The organism is Xanthobacter wiegelii (assembly GCF_043193855.2).
GTDB classification, from domain to species: Bacteria; Pseudomonadota; Alphaproteobacteria; order Rhizobiales; family Xanthobacteraceae; genus Xanthobacter; species Xanthobacter flavus_A.
In genome coordinates, this window is sequence record NZ_CM195529.1 from 3,339,448 (window position 1) to 3,363,474 (window position 24,027).

The 24,027-nt window shown below is 67.6% G+C and carries 20 protein-coding genes; 13 read left to right on the forward strand and 7 right to left on the reverse strand.

Going from position 1 to position 24,027, the window contains the following annotated elements; genetic code table 11:
- Nucleotides 1–95 precede the first annotated feature (95 nt).
- Nucleotides 96–1,520 carry a helix-turn-helix domain-containing protein gene (locus V5F63_RS15565; protein WP_209483642.1) on the reverse strand — a complete coding sequence of 475 codons (1,425 nt, stop codon included), beginning with the start codon at nucleotides 1,518–1,520 and terminating at the stop codon, nucleotides 96–98.
- Between the two features lie 249 nt (nucleotides 1,521–1,769).
- On the opposite strand from V5F63_RS15565, the gene V5F63_RS15570 reads away from it, so the two are divergent.
- The 7 genes from V5F63_RS15570 to V5F63_RS15600 all read left to right on the forward strand — a co-directional run bounded on the left by V5F63_RS15570 (nucleotide 1,770) and on the right by V5F63_RS15600 (nucleotide 12,681).
- Nucleotides 1,770–3,302 carry an acyl-CoA carboxylase subunit beta gene (locus V5F63_RS15570; protein WP_394028222.1) on the forward strand — a complete coding sequence of 511 codons (1,533 nt, stop codon included), beginning with the start codon at nucleotides 1,770–1,772 and terminating at the stop codon, nucleotides 3,300–3,302.
- Nucleotides 3,303–3,560: 258 nt separating this feature from the next.
- The gene (locus V5F63_RS15575; protein WP_394028221.1) at nucleotides 3,561–5,588 is read left to right on the forward strand and encodes an acetyl-CoA carboxylase biotin carboxylase subunit; all 2,028 of its coding nucleotides are present in this window, start codon (nucleotides 3,561–3,563) and stop codon (nucleotides 5,586–5,588) included.
- A 344-nt stretch (nucleotides 5,589–5,932) separates the two neighbouring features.
- Nucleotides 5,933–7,162, forward strand: coding sequence for a class I SAM-dependent methyltransferase (locus V5F63_RS15580; RefSeq protein ID WP_394100945.1), 1,230 nt, complete (start codon nucleotides 5,933–5,935; stop codon nucleotides 7,160–7,162).
- Nucleotides 7,163–7,345: 183 nt separating this feature from the next.
- Nucleotides 7,346–9,187: a methylmalonyl-CoA mutase subunit beta gene (locus V5F63_RS15585; protein WP_394100944.1), complete on the forward strand. Its 1,842-nt coding sequence runs from the start codon at nucleotides 7,346–7,348 to the stop codon at nucleotides 9,185–9,187.
- Nucleotides 9,188–9,223: 36 nt separating this feature from the next.
- Nucleotides 9,224–9,607 carry a hypothetical protein gene (locus V5F63_RS15590; protein WP_394100943.1) on the forward strand — a complete coding sequence of 128 codons (384 nt, stop codon included), beginning with the start codon at nucleotides 9,224–9,226 and terminating at the stop codon, nucleotides 9,605–9,607.
- 15 nt (nucleotides 9,608–9,622) lie between these two features.
- Nucleotides 9,623–11,779, forward strand: coding sequence for a methylmalonyl-CoA mutase (gene scpA / locus V5F63_RS15595; RefSeq protein WP_394100942.1), 2,157 nt, complete (start codon nucleotides 9,623–9,625; stop codon nucleotides 11,777–11,779).
- A 26-nt stretch (nucleotides 11,780–11,805) separates the two neighbouring features.
- Nucleotides 11,806–12,681, forward strand: coding sequence for an MBL fold metallo-hydrolase (locus tag V5F63_RS15600; RefSeq protein WP_394100970.1), 876 nt, complete (start codon nucleotides 11,806–11,808; stop codon nucleotides 12,679–12,681).
- Nucleotides 12,682–12,691: 10 nt separating this feature from the next.
- On the opposite strand, the gene V5F63_RS15605 is transcribed toward V5F63_RS15600, so the two are convergent.
- The 6 genes from V5F63_RS15605 to V5F63_RS15630 form a co-directional block, all read right to left on the reverse strand.
- Nucleotides 12,692–13,264 carry a UbiX family flavin prenyltransferase gene (locus V5F63_RS15605; protein WP_394100941.1) on the reverse strand — a complete coding sequence of 191 codons (573 nt, stop codon included), beginning with the start codon at nucleotides 13,262–13,264 and terminating at the stop codon, nucleotides 12,692–12,694.
- A gap of 4 nt (nucleotides 13,265–13,268) precedes the next feature.
- Nucleotides 13,269–14,072, reverse strand: coding sequence for an ABC transporter ATP-binding protein (locus tag V5F63_RS15610; RefSeq protein WP_394100940.1), 804 nt, complete (start codon nucleotides 14,070–14,072; stop codon nucleotides 13,269–13,271).
- Complete coding sequence (locus V5F63_RS15615) at nucleotides 14,063–14,869, reverse strand: ABC transporter permease (RefSeq protein ID WP_209483660.1); 807 nt, start codon at nucleotides 14,867–14,869, stop codon at nucleotides 14,063–14,065. The genes V5F63_RS15610 and V5F63_RS15615 overlap by 10 nt, the downstream gene beginning before the upstream one ends.
- 8 nt (nucleotides 14,870–14,877) lie before the next feature.
- Nucleotides 14,878–15,849, reverse strand: coding sequence for an ABC transporter substrate-binding protein (locus V5F63_RS15620; RefSeq protein WP_394100939.1), 972 nt, complete (start codon nucleotides 15,847–15,849; stop codon nucleotides 14,878–14,880).
- 193 nt (nucleotides 15,850–16,042) lie between these two features.
- Complete coding sequence (locus V5F63_RS15625) at nucleotides 16,043–17,647, reverse strand: UbiD family decarboxylase (RefSeq protein ID WP_394100938.1); 1,605 nt, start codon at nucleotides 17,645–17,647, stop codon at nucleotides 16,043–16,045.
- 643 nt (nucleotides 17,648–18,290) lie between these two features.
- A complete protein-coding gene (locus tag V5F63_RS15630; protein WP_209483667.1) occupies nucleotides 18,291–18,797 on the reverse strand; it encodes a MarR family winged helix-turn-helix transcriptional regulator in 507 nt (168 codons plus the stop codon).
- Between the two features lie 350 nt (nucleotides 18,798–19,147).
- Here V5F63_RS15630 and V5F63_RS15635 point away from each other — a divergent pair, with 350 nt between their 5' ends.
- The 6 genes from V5F63_RS15635 to V5F63_RS15660 all read left to right on the forward strand — a co-directional run bounded on the left by V5F63_RS15635 (nucleotide 19,148) and on the right by V5F63_RS15660 (nucleotide 24,025).
- The gene (locus V5F63_RS15635; RefSeq protein ID WP_394100937.1) at nucleotides 19,148–19,918 is read left to right on the forward strand and encodes a GntR family transcriptional regulator; all 771 of its coding nucleotides are present in this window, start codon (nucleotides 19,148–19,150) and stop codon (nucleotides 19,916–19,918) included.
- Nucleotides 19,915–20,661 (forward strand): ABC transporter ATP-binding protein, encoded by a 747-nt coding sequence (locus V5F63_RS15640; RefSeq protein WP_394100936.1) that lies wholly within the window; start codon nucleotides 19,915–19,917, stop codon nucleotides 20,659–20,661. The genes V5F63_RS15635 and V5F63_RS15640 overlap by 4 nt, the downstream gene beginning before the upstream one ends.
- Nucleotides 20,662–20,711: 50 nt before the next feature.
- Nucleotides 20,712–21,503, forward strand: coding sequence for an ABC transporter permease (locus tag V5F63_RS15645; RefSeq protein ID WP_209483672.1), 792 nt, complete (start codon nucleotides 20,712–20,714; stop codon nucleotides 21,501–21,503).
- A gap of 49 nt (nucleotides 21,504–21,552) precedes the next feature.
- Nucleotides 21,553–22,530 carry an ABC transporter substrate-binding protein gene (locus tag V5F63_RS15650; protein WP_394028208.1) on the forward strand — a complete coding sequence of 326 codons (978 nt, stop codon included), beginning with the start codon at nucleotides 21,553–21,555 and terminating at the stop codon, nucleotides 22,528–22,530.
- Between the two features lie 61 nt (nucleotides 22,531–22,591).
- Entirely contained in the window at nucleotides 22,592–23,596 is a 1,005-nt protein-coding gene (locus V5F63_RS15655; RefSeq protein WP_509210836.1) for a zinc-binding dehydrogenase, read from the forward strand.
- A gap of 9 nt (nucleotides 23,597–23,605) precedes the next feature.
- A complete protein-coding gene (locus V5F63_RS15660) occupies nucleotides 23,606–24,025 on the forward strand; it encodes a PaaI family thioesterase (protein WP_169122793.1) in 420 nt (139 codons plus the stop codon).
- Nucleotides 24,026–24,027 lie beyond the last annotated feature (2 nt).

The window sequence follows — 24,027 nt, forward strand, 5'->3', positions numbered from 1 at the left end:
CGCATCGAGCCGATGACCATACTTTAAACCGGCCCTCATGGCGTTTCGTGTGCGCAGGCAAGGCCTTTCGCAAGCGCAGGCACGGCCGAATTGCGTCAGGAGATGGTGAACGGGACGATGTCGCGCACGTTCTCGTCGATGCGGATGTCCCGATCGAGGGGCGGGAAGGCTCTGAGGTCGCAGTCCCGGCGCGGGCAGATGCGGCAGGAGACGCCGAGCTTCGCCACCGGCGCGGCCTTCAGATCCAGCCCATCCGCATAGACGATGTCGTGCGCGAACGAGACCTCGCAGCCGAGGCCGAAGGCATAGGCCCGCGCCGGCTGGCCATGGCGCAGCGCCGGGCTCGACACCGCGCGGGCGAGGCAGATGTAGCGGGCGCCGTCCGGCATCTCGCCCACCTGCACCAGCGTGCGGCCGGCGACCTCGAACGCCTCGTGGACGTTCCACGCCGCGCAGGCCCCGCCATGGCGGGCGAACTGGAAGCGCGTCGCCGAGTGCCGCTTGGTGATGTTGCCGGCCCGGTCCACCTTGGCGAAATAGAAGGGCACGCCCTTGGCCCCCGGACGCTGAAGGGTGGAGAGGCGGTGGCACACCTGCTCCAGGCTCGCGCCCGTCTCCAGCACCATGCGGTCGAGATCGTGCCGCAGGCGGCGGGCGAGGTCGAGGAAGCGGCGGTAAGGAAGTATCAACGCACCTGCGAAATAGTTCTGCAGCGCCAGCCGGCAGATCTCCGCCGCCGTCTGGCTGCGGAAGGCGCCGGAGGATACGGTGTGCTCCACCAGCGCCCCATGCTCCAGCTGAGCCATGGTGACGGCCATGCGGAAGGCCCGCGTCGCCGCCGGCAGAACGCCGGAGAGCACGAGCCGCCGCGCCCGTGGATCGTAGCGGGAGAGGGGGGCGTCGGGGTCCGCCGGGCCAATCTCCACCTGCACCTGGTGGCGCCGGGCGAGGTGGGCGGCGATGGCTGCGCCGGGTTCGCCGCCGTCCATGATGCCGAGGGCTATTGCGGCATTTTCCGCAGCACGATCAAGGCTATCCACGTAATTGTCAATGTAATGGAAGAAGTCGCGGACCTCCTCATAGGGGATCAGCTTCGCCTCGTCCGCACCCGGCGTGACGCCGGCCGTGATCATGTCGTCGAGGGATGCGCGCCACTCCGCCGTGCGCCGCAGCGCGACGTGCATCCGCAGGAAGGCGTGGGCGAAGGCCGGGGAGAGGTTCGCCACCGCCTTCATGTCCTGAAGGCCAAGGTCGAGATCCTTGAACAGGGGGTCCGCCGCCGTCTCGCGCAGGTCGGCCACCAGCCGGTCGAGGTCTTCCGCGCCGAAGGAGGTGATGTCCACGGCGAAGGTGCGCGAGATGGCGATCAGCACCGAGGCCGTGAGCGGGCGCTGGTTGCTCTCGATCTGGTTGATATAGGAGGGTGAGACGGCGAGCCGCTGGGCGAGTTCGCCCTGCTTCAGCCCCAGCTTCTCGCGCAGCCGGCGTACCGCATGGCCGGCAAACACTTTCTGACGCATGGCCGCTCCAGGGCTTTGCGACGCACCTGACCCAACGTCCTGTACCGCCAGAGCTTCGAGTTCAGGATTGTGAATGATTTACAATTCGCTATGTCAATTTTTCACATATTCCAATGCGCCGCAACTCCTGTTAGCCGAATTGGGACGCAGCTGCGGGAACTGGCTGCCGGCCAAGCCTGAAAGCTCTGGCTCGGCCGCAGGAACCCGCTAGTCTCAATCCATCTCTGGCCTCAATGAAAGGCGCTCGGCATGAAGGACATCCTTGAGGAGCTCGAGAGCCGGCGGGGCGTTGCCCGCCTCGGTGGCGGCATCAAGCGCATCGAGGCGCAACACGCGCGCGGCAAGCTGACCGCCCGCGAGCGCATCAGCCTGCTGCTCGATCGCGGCACGTTCGAGGAATACGACACCTTCGTGCAGCACCGCTGCGTCGACTTCGGCATGGAGGATCAGAAGATCCCCGGCGACGGCGTGGTCACCGGCTGGGGCACCGTCAACGGCCGCAAGGTCTTCGTCTTCGCCAAGGACTTCACGGTGTTCGGCGGCTCCCTCTCCGAGGAGCACGCGCGCAAGATCACCAAGATCCAGGACCTGGCCCTGAAGACCCGCGCCCCGATCATCGGCCTGTTCGACGCCGGCGGCGCCCGCATCCAGGAAGGCGTTGCTGCGCTTGGGGGTTACGGTGAAGTCTTCAAGCGAAATGTGATCTCCTCCGGGGTCATTCCGCAGATCTCGCTCATCATGGGGCCGTGCGCCGGCGGCGACGTCTACTCCCCTGCCATGACCGATTTCATCTTCATGGTGCGGGACACGTCCTACATGTTCGTCACCGGCCCCGAGGTGGTGAAGACGGTGACCAACGAGACCGTCACCTCGGAGGAGCTGGGCGGCGCCAAGGTGCATACCTCCAAGTCCTCGGTGGCCGACGGCGCCTTCGAGAACGACGTGGAGATGCTGCTGGAGACCCGGCGCCTCATCGACTTCCTGCCCGCCAACAACATCGACGGCGTGCCCGAATGGCCCTCCTTCGATGATCCCGGCCGCACCGACGCCAGCCTCGACACTTTGGTGCCGGACAATCCCAACAAGCCCTACGACATGAAGGAGCTGATCCTGAAGGTCGTGGACGAGGGCGACTTCTTCGAGATCCAGGCGGCCTACGCCAAGAACATCCTCACCGGCTTCGGCCGCATCGAGGGGCGCACGGTGGGCTTCGTCGCCAACCAGCCCATGGTTCTCGCGGGCGTGCTCGACAGTGACGCCTCCCGGAAGGCGGCCCGCTTCGTGCGCTTCTGCGACGCCTTCGAAATCCCGATCGTCACCTTCGTGGACGTCCCCGGCTTCCTGCCCGGTACGGCGCAGGAATACGGCGGCCTCATCAAGCACGGCGCCAAGCTCCTGTTCGCCTATTCGCAGGCGACCGTGCCGCTCGTTACCGTGATCACCCGCAAGGCCTTCGGCGGCGCCTATGACGTCATGGCCTCCAAGCATGTGGGCGCGGACGTGAACTATGCCTGGCCCACCGCCCAGATCGCGGTGATGGGCGCCAAGGGCGCGGTGGAGATCATCTTCCGCTCCGACATGGGCGACCCGGAGAAGATCGCCGCCCAGACCAAGAATTACGAAGAGCGCTTCCTCTCGCCCTTCGTCGCCGCCGAGCGGGGCTATATCGACGAGGTCATCACGCCGCGCTCCACCCGCCGCCGCCTCGCCCGCGCGCTCGCCATGCTCCGCACCAAGAAGCTGGAGCAGCCCCCGCGCAAGCACGACAACATGCCGGTGTGAGCGGGCGGCGAGAAGGCCGCCTGCGAGTTGAAACTGGGAACCTGAAGCTGGGCGTCTGAAGCCGCCGACCGTTCTTGAACCGCCGTCATGCCCCGGCTCGTCCGGGGCATCCACCCATCCGCCGGATCGGGTGTTGGGGTGGATCCCCCGGACAAGCCGGGGGATGACGGCAAGGGAACACGGTTGTCGCGCGCAGACACAGGAACAGGGAACCCGACCCGAGCTTATTCGCGCCACTGGCGCAAAGGAACGAACGCCATGTTCTCGAAGATCCTGATCGCGAACCGGGGTGAGATCGCCTGCCGCGTCATCAAGACGGCGCGCAAGATGGGCATCAAGACGGTTGCCGTCTATTCCGACGCCGACAAGGACGCCCTCCATGTGGAGATGGCGGACGAGGCGGTGCATATCGGCCCGCCGCAGGCCGCCCAGTCCTACCTCATCGCCGAAAAGATCGTGGAGGCCTGCAAGAAGACCGGGGCCGAGGCGGTGCATCCCGGCTACGGCTTCCTCTCCGAGCGCGCCTCCTTCCCGAAGATGCTCGCCGAGCACGGCATCGTCTTCATCGGCCCGAACCCCCATGCCATCGAGGCCATGGGCGACAAGATCGAGTCCAAGAAGGCGGCGGCGGCGGCCAACGTCTCCACCGTGCCCGGCTATCTCGGCGAGATCGCTTCCGGCGCGGAGGCGGCCAAGATCGCCGACGAGATCGGCTATCCGGTGATGATCAAGGCCTCCGCCGGCGGCGGCGGCAAGGGCATGCGCATCGCCTACAGCCGCGACGAAGTGCAGGACGGCTTCGACCGCGCCCGCTCGGAGGCCAAATCCTCCTTCGGCGACGACCGCGTGTTCGTGGAGAAGTTCATCGTCGATCCGCGCCATATCGAGATCCAGGTGCTGGGCGACAAGCACGGCAACGTCATCTATCTCGGCGAGCGCGAGTGCTCCATCCAGCGCCGCAACCAGAAGGTCGTCGAGGAAGCCCCCTCCCCGCTGCTGGACGAAGCCACCCGCAAGAAGATGGGCGAGCAGGCCGTCGCCCTCGCCAAGGCGGTGGGCTACGACAGCGCCGGCACGGTGGAATTCGTCGCCGGGCAGGACAAGAGCTTCTTCTTCCTGGAGATGAACACCCGCCTGCAGGTGGAACACCCGGTCACGGAACTCATCACCGGCATCGACCTCGTGGAGCAGATGATCCGCGTCGCCGCCGGCGAGCCGCTGACCATCACCCAGGACGACGTGAAGCTCACCGGCTGGGCGGTGGAAAGCCGCATCTATGCGGAAGACCCCTACCGCAACTTCCTGCCCTCCACCGGCCGCCTCGTGCGCTACCGGCCCCCGGCGGAAGGCAAGGACGGCCCCATCACGGTCCGCAACGACACGGGCGTCTATGAGGGCGGGGAGATCTCCATCTTCTACGATCCCATGATCGCGAAGCTCGTCACCCACGCACCCACCCGCGCCATCGCCATCGAGGCGCAGGCGGATGCGCTGGATGCCTTCGCCATCGACGGCATCGGCCACAACATCCCCTTCCTCTCCGCGCTGATGGCGCATCCGCGCTGGCAGTCGGGCAACCTCTCCACCGGCTTCATCGCCGAGGAATATCCCGAGGGCTTCGTCGCCCGCGCGCCGGAAGGTGAGCTGGTGCATACGCTCTCGGCCGTCGCGGCGGTGATCGACCACATCCAGAACACCCGCAAGCGGCAGATCTCCGGCCAGACCTCGGGCGTGACGTGGCGCATCGCCAGGCGCCGCATCGTCAACCTCTCGGCCGGCGAGGCGACGCTCGCCACCCCCTGCGAGGTCGAGGCGGTGGACGGCGGCTTCAAGGTGCAGATCTTCGAGGCGGACGGCACGCCCGGCCACATCCACCTGCTGCGCTCCAGCTGGAAGCCCGGCGACGTGGTGTGGTCCGGCACCATCGATGCCGATCAGGTGGCGGTGCAGGTGCGCCCCATCCCCAACGGCTATTTGCTCGCCCATCGCGGCATCTCCACCAAGGCGCGGGTCTATACCGAGCTGTCCGCCTCGCTCGCCGCGCTGATGCCGAAGAAGGAGAATGCGGGCGGCGGCAAGGAGCTGCTTTGCCCCATGCCCGGCCTCGTGGTCTCCGTCGCCGTGGTGCCCGGCCAGGAGGTGAAGAACGGCGAGATCCTCGCCATCGTCGAAGCCATGAAGATGGAGAACGTGCTGCGCGCCGAGCGCGACGGCACGGTCAAGGCCGTCCACGCCAAGGCCGGCGACAGCCTCGCGGTGGATGCGGTGATCCTGGAATTCGCGTGATGGGTGCGGCGCGCCCTCTTTTCACCACGCTCCTCCCCTCTCCCCTCGAAGTCGGCTGTTGCCGACTTCGAATTTCACGAAGCGAACTCGGCAACAGCCGAGTTCGCTCGGGAGAGGGGCCGGGGGTGAGGGGGGTGCCTTGCCGCATTCCGGATGCAGGGACGAACGGCGCCACCCCCCTCACCCCAACCCTCTCCCGCAAGGGGAGAGGGAGTCCGTTCGGTTTGGTTTGGCCGGGGCGCGAGGGTGGCCTCGCGCCTCGTCATGTGAAAATGTCCGGCACATTCGACCCCTCCCCGTCCCTCCCGCCTGCGCGGGTCCGGGCGCCTGCCGGAGCCTTCTGAATGCGCCTCCTCTCCCACCTCCTCAGCCGCTTCGTGGAAAAGGGCCAGCTCACGGTCATCACGGCCGATGGCAAGCGCCACGTGTTCGGCTCGGGCAAGGACGGCCCCTCCGTCACGGTGCGGATGCACGACAAGAAGCTGGAGCGCGACCTGTTCTTCAATCCGGAGCTGGTGGCGGCGGAGGCCTATATGGACGGCCGCCTCTCCTTCGAGGACGGGGCCGGCGCGTTCGAACTGCTCAATCTCTTCTCGGTGAACCGCAAGGGCCTCGGCTCCCACCCCGTGCAGCAGGCGCTGCGCAAGGCGTGGCGTTCGGTGCGGCGGTTCCAGCAGGCGAACCCGGTGGGCAAGGCCAAGGAGAACGTCTCCTCCCACTACGACCACCCGGCCGATTTCTACCGGCTGTGGCTGGATGAGACGATGGCCTATTCCTGCGCCTACTTCACCCATCCCGACCAACCTTTGGCCGACGCCCAGCGCAACAAGTTCCGCCATATCGCGGCGAAGCTGAACATCTCCCCCGGCATGCGCGTGGCGGAGATCGGCTCCGGCTGGGGCGGGCTCGCCATCTACATGGCGAAGGAATGCGGCGCGCAGGTCACCGCCATCAACGTCTCGCCCGAGCAGCTGGCCGAGAGCCGGCGTCTGGCGGAAGCGGCCGGCGTGGCGGGCTCCATCGACTTCCGCGAGGTGGATTACCGCAACCTCACCGGCAAATATGACCGCGTGGTCTCCATCGGCATGATGGAGCATGTGGGCGTCGCCCATTTCGACGAATATTTCACCACCATCCGCAACCTGCTGGACGAGGGCGGCTTCGCGCTCATCCACGCCATCGGCCGCATGTCGCCCCCCGGCACCACGGCACCCTTCATCCGCAAGTACATCTTCCCCGGCGGCTATGTGCCGGCGCTGTCCGAAGTGTTCGCCTCCACCGAGCGCACACACCTGTGGGTGGATGATTGCGAGGTGCTGCGGCTGCATTACTACTGGACCATCCGCGCCTGGCGGCGGAACTTCATGGCCCGCCGCGCGGAAGCCGACGCCATGATGGGCGAGCGCTTCGGCCGCATGTGGGAATTCTACCTCGCCGCCGTGGAGCTGGGCTTCCTGCACGGCTCCAACATGGTGTTCCAGCTGCTCCTCTCCGAGAAGCGCGACGACGTGCCGGTGATCCGCGACTACATCGTGGACGCCGAGCGCGCGCTGGCGGCACGGGAGGGGCGGTGATGGGGGAGCTCCTGCCCTTCGCTCGCCGGTGCCTGTGGCGCCATGGACCCTCCGGTCAAGCCGGAGGGCGACACCTGCCTTCTGAACTGCCTTCTGAACTGCCGTCGTGCTCCGGCTTGACCGGAGCACCCATGCCGCGGCTGTCCGCGTCGTGGCCGACCCCTTCCCTCCCGAGGTCCTGACATGACCGACGCCACCGCCCTCCCCTTCGCAACGGACATCGCTCCCGTCACCCGCGCGGACTGGCTGAAGCTGGTGGAAGGCGTGCTGAAGGGCGCGCCCTACGACAAGCGCCTCGTGACCCGCACCTATGAGGGGCTGGCGCTGGACGCTTTGCCCGAGCGCAAGGCGGATGCGCCCCTCGTCGCCGGACGCCCGGCGGGCGCGCCGTGGGTCATCTCCATGCGGGTGGACCAGACCGACGCCGCCGAGGCCAATGCGCAGGCGCTGGAAGACCTCGACGGCGGCGCCTCGGGCCTCTCCCTCGTCTTCGCCGCCGCTCCCTCGGCCTACGGCTTCGGCCTGCCGGAGAGTGTGGACCTGGCGGTGGTGCTCAAGGACGTGCTGCTCGATCTCATCGACGTGCGCATCGAGAGCGGCAATTTCCAGGGCCGCGAGGATGCCCTCGCCTTCGCCGATCTCGTGGAGGCGCGCGGCTTCAAGCCGGAGGGCGTTTCCGTCTCCTTCGGCCTCGATCCGCTCGGCGATTTCGCCGCCCACGGCACGCTGCCCATGGCGTGGCCGCTTCTGGCGAAGCGTTTCGCCGAGACCTCGGCCATCCTCGCCGCGCGCGGCTTCGCCGGCCCCTTCGCCCGCGCCGATGGCGGCGTCTATCACGCGGCCGGCGCCTCCGACGCGCAGGAGCTGGCGGCGGTTCTCGCCACCATGGTCGCCTACCTCAAGGCCTATGCCGAGGCCGGCATAGCGCTGGAGGAGGCCGCCAGCCGCATCGAGGCGGCCCTCGTCGCCGACGTGAACCAGACCGCCACCATCGCCAAGTTCCGCGCGCTCCGCCTGCTGTGGGCCGCCGTGTTGCGCGAGTGCGGCCTGCCGGAAAAGCCGCTGAAGCTGCACGGTACCACCGCGTGGCGCTCCCTCACCCGCCGCGACCCTTACGTGAACCTGCTGCGCACCACGATCGCCGCCTTCGCGGCCGGCGTGGGCGGGGCGGACAGCGTCACCGTTCTGCCCTTCACCCAGGCGCTGGGCCTGCCGGACGCCTTCGCCCGCCGCCTCGCCCGCAACACGCAGGTGATGCTGCTGGAGGAGAGCAACGTCCACCGCGTCGCCGATCCCGCCGCCGGTGCCGGCGCCATGGAGGCCCATACGGACGGCCTCGCGGAAAAGGCGTGGAACCTCTTCCGCACCATCGAGAAGCGCGGTGGCATGGCCGACGTGCTGGAAGACCGCTGGTTCAAGGCCGAGATCGCCGAGGTGAAGGCCAAGCGCGACGCCGATGTCGCCACGCGCAAGGCCCCCATCACCGGCACGTCGGAATTCCCCATCCTGGTGCAGGAGGCGCCGGAGGTTCTGGCGCCGCTGCCGCCCGCCGCCCCGGTGGCGGACGGCGCGCTCGCGCCCACCCGCATCGCGGAAGCCTTCGAGGCCCTGCGCGACGCCGCCGAGGCCGCGCCCAAGGCGCCGGTGGTGTTCCTCGCCGCCCTCGGCCCGGTGGCGGCCTTCACGGCGCGGGCGACCTTCGCCAAGAACTTCTTCGAGGCCGGCGGCATTGCCGCGCCGGTGCCGGACGGCTTCGCCGACCTGGACGCGCTCGTCGCCGCCTTCAAGACGTCGGGCACGCCCTTCGCCTGCCTCGTCTCCTCCGATGAGGTGTACGGCGCCGAGGGCGCGGCGGCCGCTACCGCCCTGAAGGCGGCCGGCGCCACCGCCGTCTGGCTCGCCGGCAAGCCCGCCTCCGAGCTTCAGGCGATGCTCGCTCCGGCGGGCGTCGCCGATTTCATCTTCGCCGGCTGCGATGCGCTGGAGACTCTGACTCGCGCTCAGGTTGCGGCGGGCATAGAATGAGGCCATTGGCATTCATTCCCTTGGGGCGGGGACGCGATGACACTGGCCTTGAATCTGCGATCCGACCTCGCTCGGCTGAGCGACGCCGAGCTGGCGAAGCGGTGCGACGCCATCTGGGCCGACATGGAGGCGCTGGAGCACGACCGGGGCGCCCTGCGCACCTCGCCGCGCTGGCGCGGCCCGATACGCCATCCGCGCGCCTATCTGTTTTTCGCCATGGCGGGCAGCGGCAGCGCGTCGGAGCTGGACATCCTGCTCTCCGCCTTCGTCTCCGGCACCGCGCTGGCGGATGTGGTGTCGCGCCTGCCGCGCATCCGGCTGCATCTGGCGCTGTGCGAAATGCAGGACATTCTGGACGAAATGAAATCCCGGACCCGGTCGCCGCTCAGGCCTGCGCCGTCGCGACCCGAGTCCATTTGAGCTAGGATGGATGCCATGAGCCCGATCCCCAATTTCGCCGAGATCGCCTGGCGTGCCGCCGCCCCCGCCGTCCCTTCCGCCGCCGCCGAGGCGTGGACGACGCCCGAGGGCATTCCGGTGAAGCCGCTCTACGGCCCGGCGGACATCGAGGGCCTCGGCTATATCGATACCTACCCCGGCATCGCGCCCTTCCTGCGCGGGCCCTATGCGCCCATGTATGCCACCCAGCCCTGGACGATCCGCCAATATGCCGGCTTCTCCACGGCGGAGGATTCCAACGCCTTCTACCGGCGCAACCTCGCCGCCGGCCAGAAGGGCCTATCGGTGGCCTTCGACCTCGCCACCCACCGCGGCTATGACAGTGACCACCCCCGCGTCGCCGGCGACGTGGGCATGGCGGGTGTCGCCATCGATAGCATCTACGACATGCGCACGCTGTTCTCCGGCATCCCGCTGGACCAGATGAGCGTGTCCATGACCATGAACGGCGCTGTGCTGCCGATCCTGGCGCTCTATGTGGTGGCGGCCGAAGAGCAGGGCGTAGCGGCCTCCAAGCTTTCCGGCACCATCCAGAACGATATTCTCAAAGAATTCATGGTGCGGAACACCTATATCTATCCGCCCGCGTCTTCCATGCGCATCATCTCCGACATCTTCGCCTTCACCTCGAAGGAGATGCCGCGCTACAACTCCATCTCCATTTCCGGCTACCACATGCAGGAAGCCGGCGCGACGCAGGATCTCGAACTCGCCTATACGCTGGCGGACGGCGTGGAATACGGCCGCGCCGGTGCGGCTGCGGGCCTGCCCATCGACGTGTTCGCGCCGCGCCTCTCCTTCTTCTGGGCCATCGGCATGAACTTCTACATGGAGGTGGCGAAGCTGCGCGCCGCCCGCCTCCTGTGGACGCGCCTGATGACCGACCTCGGGGCAAAGAACCCCAAGTCGCTGCCCCTGCGCACCCATTCCCAGACCTCCGGCTGGTCGCTGACCGCGCAGGACGTGTTCAACAACGTCATGCGCACGGCCATCGAGGCCATGGCGGCGACGCAGGGCCAGACCCAGTCGCTGCACACCAACGCCCTCGACGAGGCACTGGCGCTGCCCACGGACTTCTCCGCCCGCATCGCCCGCAACACCCAGATCCTGCTCCAGCAGGAGAGCGGCACCACACGGCAGATCGATTTGTGGGGCGGCTCCTATTTCGTGGAGAAGCTCACCGCCGACCTCGCCGCCAAGGCGTGGGCGCACATCCAGGAAGTCGAGGCGCTGGGCGGCATGGCCAAGGCCATCGAGGCCGGCATTCCCAAGCTGCGCATCGAGGAGGCTGCCGCCACCACCCAGGCCCGCATCGACGGCGGCGCCCAGACCGTGGTGGGCGTCAACAAGTTCAAGCCGCAGAAGGACCGCCTCATCGACGTTCTCAAGGTGGAGAACGCCGCCGTCCGCGCCGCGCAGATCGAGAAGCTCAATCGCCTCAAGGCCGAGCGGAACCCGGCCGAGGTGGCGTCCAAGCTCGAAGCCCTCACCAACGGCGCCGCCGGCAACGGCAATTTGCTGGCGCTGGCCATCGAGGCGGCGCGGGCCAAGGCCACAGTGGGCGAGATTTCGGACGCGCTGGAGAAGGTGTTCGGCCGCCACCGCGCCGAGATCCGCGCCATCTCCGGCGTCTACAAGCGCGAGGCTTCCGCCATGACGGACAAGGTGGGCAAGGTGCAGAAGCTGGTGGAGGCGTTCGAGACCGCCGAAGGCCGCCGCCCGCGCATCCTCGTCGCCAAGGTGGGCCAGGACGGCCACGACCGCGGCCAGAAGGTGATCGCCTCCGCCTTCGCCGACCTGGGCTTCGACGTGGACATCGGCCCCCTCTTCGCCACCCCCGAGGAAGCCGCCCGGCAGGCGGTGGAGAACGACGTCCACGTGGTGGGCATCTCGTCGCTGGCCGCCGGCCACCTCACCCTCGTGCCGGCGCTGAAGGCGGCGCTGGAGGCGGAAGGGCGCGGCGACATCATGGTGGTGGTGGGCGGCGTGGTGCCCCCGCAGGACTACGACGCGCTGAAGGCCTTCGGCGCCGAAGCCATCTTCCCGCCCGGCACCGTCATCGCCGACGCGGCGAAGGAGCTGCTGCACACGCTTTCCCACCGGCTCGGGCATAACCTCGAAGCGGCGGAGTGACCGCAGCCGCGAGCGGGGCGCCCACGATGGCGCCCGGCGCCACCTTGCGCCTCCTCGAGCCGGCGCCCGGCGTGCTCGCCTTCTATGACGGGCGCATCCCCGGTGTGCGGCTGCACGGGCTTGAGGAGAACTGGCTGGACGACGGCGCCTTCGCCCTCGGCATCGCCTCCTATGCGGTGATCGATGGCGACGACGCCCTCGTCTACGACACCCACATCACCCTCGGCCACGCCCGCTTCATCCGCGCGACGCTGGAGGAGCGGGGCGCGCGGCGCATCCGGGTGGTGCTGAGCCACTGGCACGACGACCATGTGGCCGGCAACGCCGCCTTCGCCGATTGCGAGATCATCGCCAACCGCCAAACCGACGCCCTGCTCCGCGCCAACCGCGCCCGGCTGGAGGCGGCGGACCCGCCCATCAATCCCCTCGTGCTGCCCAACCTTCTGTTCGATGAGCGGCTCTCGCTGAGGGTGGGCGCTCTGCCCATCGAACTCATCCAGATGGACATCCACAGCCGCGACGGCACCGTCGCCCTGCTCCCGGGCGGTATGCTCCTCGCCGGCGACACTTTGGAAGACCCCATCACCTATGTGGACGAGCCCGACCGCCTCGCCGCGCACCTGATTGGCCTTGAGCGCCTCGCGGCGCTGGGCGCGACGCGCATCCTGCCCTGCCACGGCGCGCCCGAGGTGATCGCCGCCGGCGGCTACGGGCCGGCGCTGATTGAGGCGACGCGGCTCTATGTGGAGAAGCTGCTCAGGCTGAAGGCCGAGCCGGCGCTGGCAGGGCTCGACCTGCGCGCGTTCGCGGCGGAAGCGTTCGCCACCGGGGCGATTTCGTACTTCGAGCCTTATGAGGCGGTCCACCGGCGCAATGTTGAGGCGGTCATGGCGCTCGACTGAGCGCCCCCCCTCAGTCCACGCCCTTCCCGTTCCACCGCTTCGTCGTCGGCAAATCGAGGCCGAACAGGTCGAGGGCGCGGGCGACGGTCTGGTCCACGATCTCCAGGATGGAGGTTGGCCGGTGGTAGAAGGCCGGCACCGGGGGCATGAGGATGGCGCCGTTGCGGGTCGCCTGTGCCATCAGCTCCACATGCCCGGCATGGAGCGGGGTTTCGCGCAGCAGCAGCACCACGCGGCGCCGCTCCTTCAGGCACACGTCGGCGGCGCGCACCACCAGTTCGTCATTGTAGCAATGGGCGATGCCGCTCAGCGTCTTGATGGAGCAGGGCGCGACCAGCATCCCCTCCGTCACGAACGAGCCGGAGGAGACGGACGCGCCGATGTCCTTCGGATTGTGGACGTGGTGGGCGAGCGCGCGCACCGCGTCCGGCGTGAAGTCGGTCTCGGCGATAATGGTGCGGGCGCCGGAGGGCGAGAGCACGAGATGGGTCTCGACCCCGCCCCGCTCCCGCAGAAGCTGGAGCGCGCGGATGCCGTAGATGGCGCCCGACGCGCCGGTGATGGCCACCACGAGACGTTTCATGTCGTCAATCCGGCAGCGCCAGATCCGACCAGATGGCCTCGGTCAGGTCCGTGAAGGCGGGATCGCTGCGCATGGAGCGCATGTGCCGGGGACGCGGCAGCTCGACCTTGTATTCGGCGAGGATGCGCGCCGGGCGGGCGCTGAACACCACCACGCGGTCGGCCAGCGCCACCGCCTCCTCGATGTCATGGGTGACAAAGATGATGGAGCGGCGCTCCGCCTCCCACACCCTCAAAAGTTCGAGGCCCATGGCGATCTTGGTCTGGTAGTCGAGCGCGCCGAAAGGCTCGTCCATCAGCATCAGGGACGGGCGATAGGCGAGCAGGCGTCCCAGCGACACGCGCTGGCGCATGCCGCCCGAAAGCTGCTTCGGCCAGGCATTCTCGAAGCCGTCGAGCCGCAGCAGCTTGATGAGCCGCGCCACCTGCGCCGCCTGTTCGCCGGCGGGCGTGCCGCCCAGCTCGGCGCCGACGCGGATGTTCTGCGCCACCGTGCGCCACGGCAGCAGCGCATCCTTCTGGAACATGAAGCCCACCTTGGGCGGCGGCCCGGTGACGGCCTTGCCATCCACCTCCACCTGCCCGCCGGAGGGCTTCAGCAGCCCGCTGATGGCACGCAGGATGGTGGACTTGCCCGAGCCCGAGGGCCCCACCACGGCGACGAATTCGCCCTCCGCCACATCGAGCGAGATGCCGGAGACCACCTCCAGCGGCAGCATGTCCGGCCGGGGGAAGGAGATGCAGAGGTCTTTCAGCGCGGCGCGCGGCCTCGTCGTTTCGGCGGAAAGCGCCAATTGTGTCAGCGCCATGTGATCACCCTCCGCTCGATGAAGCCGACAAGCTGGTTGGCCAGCATGGCCAGAACCATCAGCACGATGAGGCCGGTGAACACGCCGGTGGTGTCGAGCTGCCCGCCCCGGCTTTCCACGTACCAGCCGAGGCCGCGGTTCGCCCCGATCAGCTCGCCCACCACCGCGCCGATGAGCGCAAGGCCGATGCCGATGCGGAAGGAGGCGAGGATCCACGGCGTCACCGCCGGCAGCAACACCCGCCGCACCAGATAGAACCGTCCGGCGCGCATGGACTTCATGAGGTCCAGATGGTCGGGATCGATGGTGCGGATGCCCTCCATCACGTTCATCAGGAAGATGAACACCACCATGGTGAAGGCCATCATGATCTTGGAGAACAGGCCGATGCCGAACCACAGGATGAACAGCGGCGCGAGCGCCACGCGCGGCAGGCCGTAAAGCCCCATGATGACCGGATCGAGCGTGCGGGCGACTTCCGGCGCCCGCGCCAGCACGATGCCGAGCGGGATGCCGACCACGGCGGCGAGCAGCAGCCCCGCCCCCGCCTCCTGCAGCGTGGTGCTGGTGTGCAGCCACAATTCGCCGCTCAGCGCCAGCTCCCACAGCCGCGCCGCGATCAGGCTCGGCCGACTGCTCCAGAACGGGTTGAACAGGGTGTGGGAGGCCAGCTCCCACAGGCCGAGCAGGACGGCGATGAGACCGATCTGCCGCAACCCGGTGGCGCCGATGCCCAGAGAGAGGCGCCGGGCCGGCCGCGCCAGCGCCGGCCCGCGCGTGGTGATGGTGTCGCTCATGCGGCGCCTCATTTGGGCAGATAGGAGAGAGCCACGATGTCGGCGTAGGGCATCGGCTTCAGCTTCGGCTCGGCGATGGTCATCATGGCCATCAGGAAGTTGAAGCTCTCGGGGGACATGATGCCGTCCTTGGAGAGATAGCCTGCGGCCAGGTCATCGGCGAGCTGGGCGACCATGGCATCGTCCTTCATCTCGGGAAACAGGGCCTTGATGGCCGGGTAGAGCACGGTCTTGTCCTGCTGGATGAGGCGCAGAGCCTTCACCACGGCCCGCGCCACCTTGCGCGCGTCTTCCGGATGCGCCTTCAGCCAGGTATCGGTGGCGATGAGGTCCTGCGCCGGATAGGGCAGCTTGCGGAAATCCTCGATGATCCGGTAGGCGCCCTTCTCGGCCATCACGATCTGGATGTCGGGCGTGGAGAACATGCCGCCGGCGATGGCGCCGGCCTGCAGCGCCGCCTTCTGCGCGCCCGCGCGGCCCACCGAGAGGAGGATGAAGTCCTTGTCCGGATCGAGCCCGGCCTTGCGGATGGCATAGCGCACCGTGGTGTCGGTGAGGCTGCCGGCGGTGGTGATGCCGATCTTCTCGCCCTTGAGGTCGGCGATGCTCTTGGCGGTGGAATCCGCCTTGCCGATCAGCGCGTAGCTGTGCTGCTCGGCGAGCGCCACCAGCACCTTTCCGCCGAGCCCGCGATCCTGGAGATGGACCGCATGGTCGGCGGCGCAGATGCACAGATCGATGCTGCCGGAGGCGAGCGCCTGCGCCACCGGGCCGCCGCCCTTGAAGTCGAGGCGCTCATATTTGAGGCCCTCCTCGGCGAAAAAGCCTTTCTGGTCGGCGACGAGAATGGGCAGGCCGCCGGCCGAGAGCTGGGCGACGCCGATCTTGAGCAGCGTCTCGGCGGAGGCGGCGATGGACGAAAGGCCGGCCAGCGGCAGCAGCGCCGCGGCGAAGAGAAGAGACTTAAACCTGCGACGCATGTGTTCACCCTCTGGAAGAGTGGAAGGATGCTTCACCAACTTCAGACGCCCTGGCCTCTTCTGTGCTTCAGGCGATCTCTGCTTTTCTTGTTATTCAACCGGGATAGCCCCGAAGATTCTTCTGGTTTGGAGACGAGGGGCGCGGCGTCCCCGCAGCCGCCACGCCCCTCGTCCCGGCCCTCAGCCAACCGGCTCAGCGGCCGGGCGGCTTGGCGGCGAAGGCAGAGCCGCGCAGGCACATGGCGCCCTTCGCGTCCTGCCACAGCCGTTCGGTGGCGTGCAGATGGCCGAGGGCACGGGCGACAATGGCGAAGTTGTAGTCGCTGAATGCTTCGGCGATATCCGTGTAATAGCGCGGCGCCTCGCCGATCATCTGCGCGATCTTCTCGGCCAGCGCCGCGACATCTTCATCGGTCGCGGAAGCGCCCGGCTCATCCGCCTTGCCGGAGACGTAATCGCCGATCTTCGCCGTGTCGGCGTAGGCATAGGCGATGCGCTCGTAGCGCTCCTTCGGGATGCCCTCCGAGATGGTGGCATCGATGCCGACCTTCGCGGTGGTGGGCACCACGCCGGGCGGCGTCGGCGGCAGGCTCGGGTCCAGCGGCTTTCCGCGTGCGCCGGTGACGATCATGATGTCCTTGTCGCCCTGCACGCGCGTGGCGATGGCCCACTCCACGTCCATGGGATTGAAGACGTCGATATCGTCGTCCACCACCACCACATGCTTCAGGTCCATCACCGAAAGGGCGGCGAGAAGGGCATTCTTGCCCTCCCCCGGCTGCTTCTTGATGGAGATGACCGCGTGCCAGAAGGCGCAGCCGCCGAGGGTGACGTTGATGTCCTTCACCTGCACGCCGGCCGTCTTCAGCGCCTGCCGGATGGCCGCGTAGCGGGTGGGGGCGGCGAGCCAGGTGTTCTCCCACGGCATGTGGAGCGCGTAATAGACCGCATCCTTGCGCATGGAGACGGACTTGATGCGCACGATGGGGTTCCAGTGCAACCCGCCCATGAGGCGGGTGAACTCGCCGAAGCGGCCCTCGGGGTAGACCCAGCCGTGGGGCAGGATTTCCGCCTCCAGGACGATCTCGGCGTCGGCGATGTAGGGCACGTCGATGGTGCGGCAGGGCGCGAGGTCCACCGGACCGCCGCGCAGGCCGCCGGAGATGGCCATCTCATCCACGCCGAGGGGCGCGCGGAAGCCCGAGCCCATGATCTCGTAGGGATGGGTGCCGATGGAGATGGAGATCGGACAGGGCCGGCCCGCCTCATACGCCCGCTGCGCGAACAGGCGCATGTTGTTCGGCGTGACGATATCAATGCCGGTGAGGTTCTTTTCCTTGACGATGAAGCGATAGATGCCCGCGTTCAGCCCGAATTCCGGATCGCGCGCGATCACGACGCCGGCCGTGATCATCGGCCCGCCGTCATAGATCGAGCTCATGGGGATGGGCAGCTTGTAGAGATCGACGGCATCGCCCTCCATCACCACCTCCTGCGTGGGGGAGGTGTTGACGATGTTGGGGTTCACCGGCCGGTCGATGGCCGCCCTCAGCTTCATCTCGATTTCGGGATAGGCGGTGCAGCCGAGCGACATGATGGCCCGCTTCTGCGAGCGGATGATGCCGGAGACGACGGGCACGTCGTAGCCGATGACATTGTGGAAGAACAACGCCTTGTCGGACTGGTCCACCAAGGTCGCGATGTGGCGGATGTCGATCGGCTGATGCAGGTCGATCAGTTCGCCCTGATCGCGAAGCCGGGCCAGAAACTCCCGAAACGTCTCGGTATCATGCCGCATCTGTCACGCTCCACGCGCGCCACGTGCCGTGGCCGCGCCACAAAAAAGGCCCGGCCTGCGGCCGAGCCCTGGATCACCTGACGGTCCGCCCGGACACCCGCGCGCCGGCCCGCGCCACGCGGAACCCGCGATGGGGTGCGCCCGGCACGGCGCGCCGGCCGGGATGGCTGAAACGGGAAGGTTGGGCTGTCGTCGCATCGACCATGATGGGAAACACCTCTCGAACGCACGCCACTTGCAGACATTCACTTGGCCGATGCTTCCGGCACCGGCGGAATACTGCGCGATGTACAATCAACAGGCCGCCGGGGCGCGCGTGAGCGCACCGTCATGCTCCGGCAGATGAGATACGCGTGGTGCTACACAGCCCGGTTTCGGGCAGGCCGCGGACGCGGATGAACGGTCGTCACGCCGGGAGGCGAGATCTCCATCCGCCGCGCGCGGTCGGCCGGAAACCAGCCACCACGGAAGACATAATACATAGCTTGGTATGCAAGTCCATCTATTCGCCATGCCCGAATATTGGGCAATCGTCGGGCGCGATCCGATCAAAAGGAATGAGCGCGAACGGTCGATCGCCCTCTAACTCCATGAAAGAGCGAGCGTTATTCGATGTGATGCGATCCAGTCAGTCCTGCGCGCCCTACTCGTCGCGACGGCGCAGGTCGGCTTCCAGCCGGTCCGTGAGGTGGATGAGCATGTCGCGCAGCGCCGCCTGAGCCGCCGGATCGAGCCCTTCCAGCGCCACGCTGTTGACGTCAGCGGCGTTGCGCACCGCCGCGCGGGCGAGGCGCGCGCCATCCTCGGTAAGATGGATGGTGGCGAGCCGGCCGTCCTCGGCGCTCTGCCGGCGGGTGATGAGCCCGTCCCGTTCCATCCGCTTCAAAGTATTGGCCATGGTTGCCTGCTCGATGCGCACCACCTCGCACAGGTCGCGCTGGCTGATGCCGTCGCGAGCGAGCAACTCGACGGCGATCGGATACTGGCCGGGCAGGATTCCATCCGCCCCGTTGCGCACCTTCAGCGACTGGGCGAGCAGCCGGGCAAGCAGGCTGATGAGGTAGCCGAGCGTCATCTGGTGCAGCGGGGCGACCTCGAAGCCGTCCGGCGCCGCCGTCTCCTGCGCCTGATGCTTCCCCCTGGCCGCCATCCCCGCCCCCTCCGCTCGCATCACAGATCCACCCGGCCGGGCGCGCGACCCGGCCTGCGCCCCGTCTCGGGCGCGGCCCCCTTTTTGGTTTTAGAGGCAGAGCGGCTGAATTTCCAAGGTCTCGCGCGATACGCCCGGACAGAGCAAGAGCCCGGCCGCCGCCCAAGGCACCGGATGGTCCATTCTTGGGCAGCGCACCGTGAGCTTCCCACCGGAACCGCCTGCTTTTGCGACAGCATCGGATTAGTGAATTGTTTTAAATGGATAAATTTTTTAATAGCGTGCTATCTATTTAGTCTTCTCCGTTCCGGAGGCGCGCTGTAGGCTTCTCACCAGTCAGCCGAGAGGTGATGAGCGTGGCCGAGGAGCGCGACAGCGACCGGGGATCGGATGCGGGGCATGTCCTCGAAATTCCGAGCGCGACCCTGAAGGGCCGGCAGGCCTACGACCTGCTCCGGCGCGAGATCGTCTCCTGCCGCATCCTGCCGGGCACGCGCTTCACCGAGGCGGAGCTGATGGAGCGGCTGGAGATCGGCAAGGCGAGCTGCCGCATCGCCCTCCAGCGGCTCATCCAGGACGGCGTCGTCGCCTCCATGCCGCGCCACGGCTACCGGGTCACGCCCATCACCGTGAAGGATGTGGAAGAGGTCTTCGCGCTCCGGCTCGTGCTGGAGCCGCTAGCCGCGCGCGGCGCCGCCGGGCGGGTCAACCGCGCCCATCTGGAGCGCCTCGAACAGGCTTGCCGGGTGAAGCTGCCCACCGACGTGGGCAACCAGATCGACTTCTTTCTCGAAGCCAACCGCAGCTTCCACATGGCCATCGCCGAGGCGGCCGGAAACCAGCGCCTGTGCCGCACGCTCTCCGGCTTGCTCGACGAGATGACCCGCCTCGTGGCGCTGGGCTTCGGCGTGCAGGGCGTGCGCCCCAATATCGCCAACGATCACGTCCTGCTCATCGAATATCTCTCGGCCGGCGATGCGGCCGCCGCCGCCGAAGTGGCGCGGCGCCATGTGGAGACGTTCCGCGAGATGACCATGGAAAAGGTCATCGCCTCGCTGAAGGATTCCGCGGCGGTGGTCCCGGTCTCCCCCCTCTCCAGCCTCGGCGGGAGGGTGCGGTGAGCGTCGTTCAGCTGGAAAGCGTCGGCAAGAGCTTCGTGCGCCGCGACGGCGAGCAGCTCGAAGTGCTGCGCAACATCGATCTCGACGTGCCGGAGCGCTCCATCGTCGCCCTTGTCGGCGCCTCGGGCTGCGGCAAGAGCACCCTGCTCAACATCGTCGCCGGCCTCATCCCGCCGGATCAGGGCGCGGTCTTCCTGAACGGCCAGAAATCGAGCGCCTTCAAGGACTGGCGCACGATGACCTACATGTTCCAGGAGGACCGTCTGTTCCCCTGGCGCACCACGGCCCAGAACGTCGCCCTCGGCCTCGAAGCGGCCGGCCTGCCGCGCAAGGAACGGCGCGAGCGGGTGATGCAGGTGCTGGAGCTGGTGGGGCTGGAAAAGTTCGCCGATTCCTTCCCCCACGAGCTGTCCGGCGGCATGCGCTCACGCGCCGCATTGGGCCGCAGCCTCGTCACCGAGCCGTCGATCCTGCTCATGGACGAACCGTTCTCCAAGCTCGACCCCTCCATCCGCACGCAGATGCACGACGAGGTGCTGCGCATCGCCGCGCTCCGGCAGATGTCGGTGCTGTTCGTCACCCACGATGTCGAGGAGGCAGTGGTGCTCGCCAACAAGATCGTGGTGCTGATGCCGCGCCCCGGGCGGGTGAAGGAAACCCGCGAGATCGCCCTGCCCTACCCCCGCAATCCGCTGTCGCCCGAGGTCGCCGAGGAAGTGCGCCTGCTGCGCCTGAGCCTTTGAGCCCCAACGCTTTCCGCCGCGTCCGTCCCCCTTCGCAGAAGCCGAGCCCGATGAAGCGCTCTCCCCTCCAGATGACCCAGGACCGCCGGCTGCGCCTGATCGGCCTCAGGCTGCTGCTCATCGTCGTCGTGGTCGGCGTCTGGGGCATCGGCTCGCTGGGGGCGCCCGCCTTCATCCTGCCGAGCCCGGCGCGGGTCTTCGGCGTGTGGACGAAGCTGGTGGTGACGCCGGGCTTCTGGGCCGATTTCGGCATCACCTTCTACCGCATCGCCATGGGCTTCGCCTTCGCCACCGTGGTGGGCGTGGTGCTCGGTCTCCTGCTGGGGGCGAGCCGCCTGCTGGGCGATTTCTTCCAGCCTTTGCTGGTGGTCATCAACACGGTGTCATCCTCCATCTGGGCGATTTTCGCGCTCATCTGGTTCGGCCTGTCCAACTGGTCCACCATCTTCGTGGTGTTCATGACGGCGATGCCGCTCATCCTCACCAATGTGTGGCAGGGCACGAGCACGGTGAACCGCGAATTCATCGAGCTGGCGCAGACGTTCCGCATGTCGCGGCTGCAGGTTCTGCTGAAGATCTATTTGCCCACCATCCTGCCCCAGTTTTTCGCCGGTGCCCGCCTTGCCTTCGGCTTCGGGGCCCGCGTCTCCATCGTGGCGGAAGCGCTCGGGGCGTCGAGCGGCATCGGCTACCGGCTGCGGCAGGCGGCGGACCTCGTGCAGACGGATCAGGTGTTCGCGTGGACCGCGACGCTCGTCATCCTGATGATCTTCGTCGAGGCGATGCTGCTGAAGCCGCTCGAAAGTCGTCTCTTCGCCTGGCGCAAGCCGCGCCCGGACTGACACCGATAAAACAAAAAACAATACAACCTTCCAACACGGGGATTTCGATATGAAGCGTCTTGCTTTACTGGCCGCCGCAGTCGCAATCGGCCTGTCGTCTCTTCCTGCCGAAGCCGCGAAGGTGCGGATCGGCTACTGGAGCTCGGGCGTCAGCCTCGGCTTCGGCTCCTTCCTGGAAGCCGGCAAGTTCATGGAGAAGCAGGGGCTCGAAGCCGAGTTCGTGAAGTTTCCGGATGTCAACGCACCCACCAAGGCCATGGCCGCCGGTGCCATCGACTTCGCCATCGGCGCGAGCGCCGGCAGCGCCTTCTCGGTTGCCGCCGACGGCCTGCCCGTGAGCATCGTTCTCGCCACGCAGGTGGCCGATCTCGACTTCGTGGTGATGGCGGACTCGCCCATCACCAAGATGGAGGAGCTGAAGGGCAAGAAGATCGGCATGTCGCCGGCCGGCAGCGCGACGGCGGCCATCAGCGCGGCCATTCTCATCAAGAATTACGGCATGGCAGCCTCGGACTTCGAGGCCGTTCCGGGCGCCGATCCCCGCCTCGCGCAGTTCCTGGTGCAGAAGAACATCGACGCCGCCGCGCTGCGCACCGTCACCATCGCCCTTCTGCCGGACGTGAAGCTGCGCAAGCTCGCCTCCTTCCGCGCCGAGTGGGCGAAGGTCACCGGCAAGGCGGCCCCGCCCGTGCTCGGCGTCGGCCTCATGCGCAACGCCTGGATGAAGGAAAATCCGGGCGCCGCCGCCAAGGTCATCGCGGGCATGCGGGGCGCCTACGAGGCCGGCAAGGCGGACAAGGCCGCCGTCGCCAAGGCCCTCATGGCCGCCGGCAACATCCCCGAGGATGACGCCAAGGCCTACGCCGCCCTGTGGGACGGCATCTACACCGTCTCCATGGAACCCGCCGACATCGCCTCGATGAAGGCCGAGTTCGAAGTCTTCAAAAGCGTCGGCGCAGTAAAGGGCGACCTGCCCGACGCGGCCCTGGACCCCGCTCCCTATGAGGCTTCCAAGGCCATCAAGTAGTCGCCCTGGCGCGCAAGCCGCCGAAACGGTCCAAGCAGAGAGAAGTGAAATGACAAAAACCATGAAGGCCCTGCTGCTGAAGCAACATGGCGACGTGAGCGACCTTCAGGTCGTCACCGACTATCCGGTCCCCAGCGCCAAGCCGGGTGAGGTGGTGATCCGGGTCGGCGCGTCGTCCTTCAACTATCACGACGTGTTCACGGTGAAGGGCATGCCCGGCATCAAGGTGCCGCTGCCCGTCATCATCGGCCTCGACATGGCCGGCGAGATCGTGGAGCTGGGCGAGGGCGTCACCGGCTGGGCGGTGGGCGACCGGGTGCTCGTGAACCCGCTCAACCCCAAGGTGGGGCTGATGGGCGAGATGATGGACGGCGGCATGGCGGAATACTGCGCCGTCACCGCCGGCCAGCTCATCAAGATGCCCGACGGCGTGAGCTTCACCGACGCCGCCTCTTTGCCGGTGGCCTACGGCACGGCGCACCGCATGCTGGTCACCCACAACACGGTGAAGGCGGGCGACAAGGTTCTCATCCTCGGCGCCTCGGGCGGCGTGGGCACCGGCTGCGTCATGCTCGCCAAGCAGATGGGCTGCGAAGTGATCGCCTGCGCCGGCTCCGACGACAAGATGGCCCGCCTGAAGGAACTGGGCGCGGACCACGTCGTCAACTACCGCACCACCGACTTCTCCAAGTGGGCGGTCGAGAAGTACGGCAAGCCCCAGCGCCGCACCTATGAGGGCGGCGTGGACGTGGTGGTGAACTTCACCGGCGGCGACACCTGGGTGCCCTCGCTGCGCTGCGTGAAGCGCGGCGGCACCATCCTGGTGTGCGGCGCCACCGCCGGCCACGATCCGAAGGAAGATCTGCGCTACATCTGGAGCTTCGAGCTGAAGGTCATCGGCTCCAACAGCTTCTACCACGAAAACCTCTCCGCCCTCATGGACATGATCCAGAAGGGCGAGCTGAAGCCGGTGGTGGACAAGATTCTCCCCCTCGAAGAGGCCGCCGAGGGCCTGCGCATGATCCGCGACCGCGAGGTCATGGGCAAGATCGTCGTCACCCCCTGAGAGGCCGCCATGTCTGACGCTCCCCTGACCAAGGAACAGGTCGAAGCCCTCCTCCTGAAGGGCCCCTTCCACCAGTGGCTCGGCCTCACCGTCGAGGACGTGGGCGAGGGCACCATCCGCCTGCGCGCCAAGTGGCGCCCGGAATGGGTGGTGAACGCCGACCGGGGCTACGCCCACGGCGGCATCCTCGCCACGCTGGTGGACCTCACCGCCGACTGGGCGCTGGTGTCGAAGACCGGCCGCGGCGTACCCACCGTCGATCTTCGCGTGGACTACCACCGCGCGGCCATGCAGCACGACCTGATCTGCGTGGGCAAGGTCATCAAGTTCGGCGGCCAGCTCTGCGTCTCCGAGGCGCAGATCCTGGACGAGGACGGCAAGCTGCTGGCCTCCGGGCGCGGGGTCTACATGATCCCGCCCAAGGCCTGAGG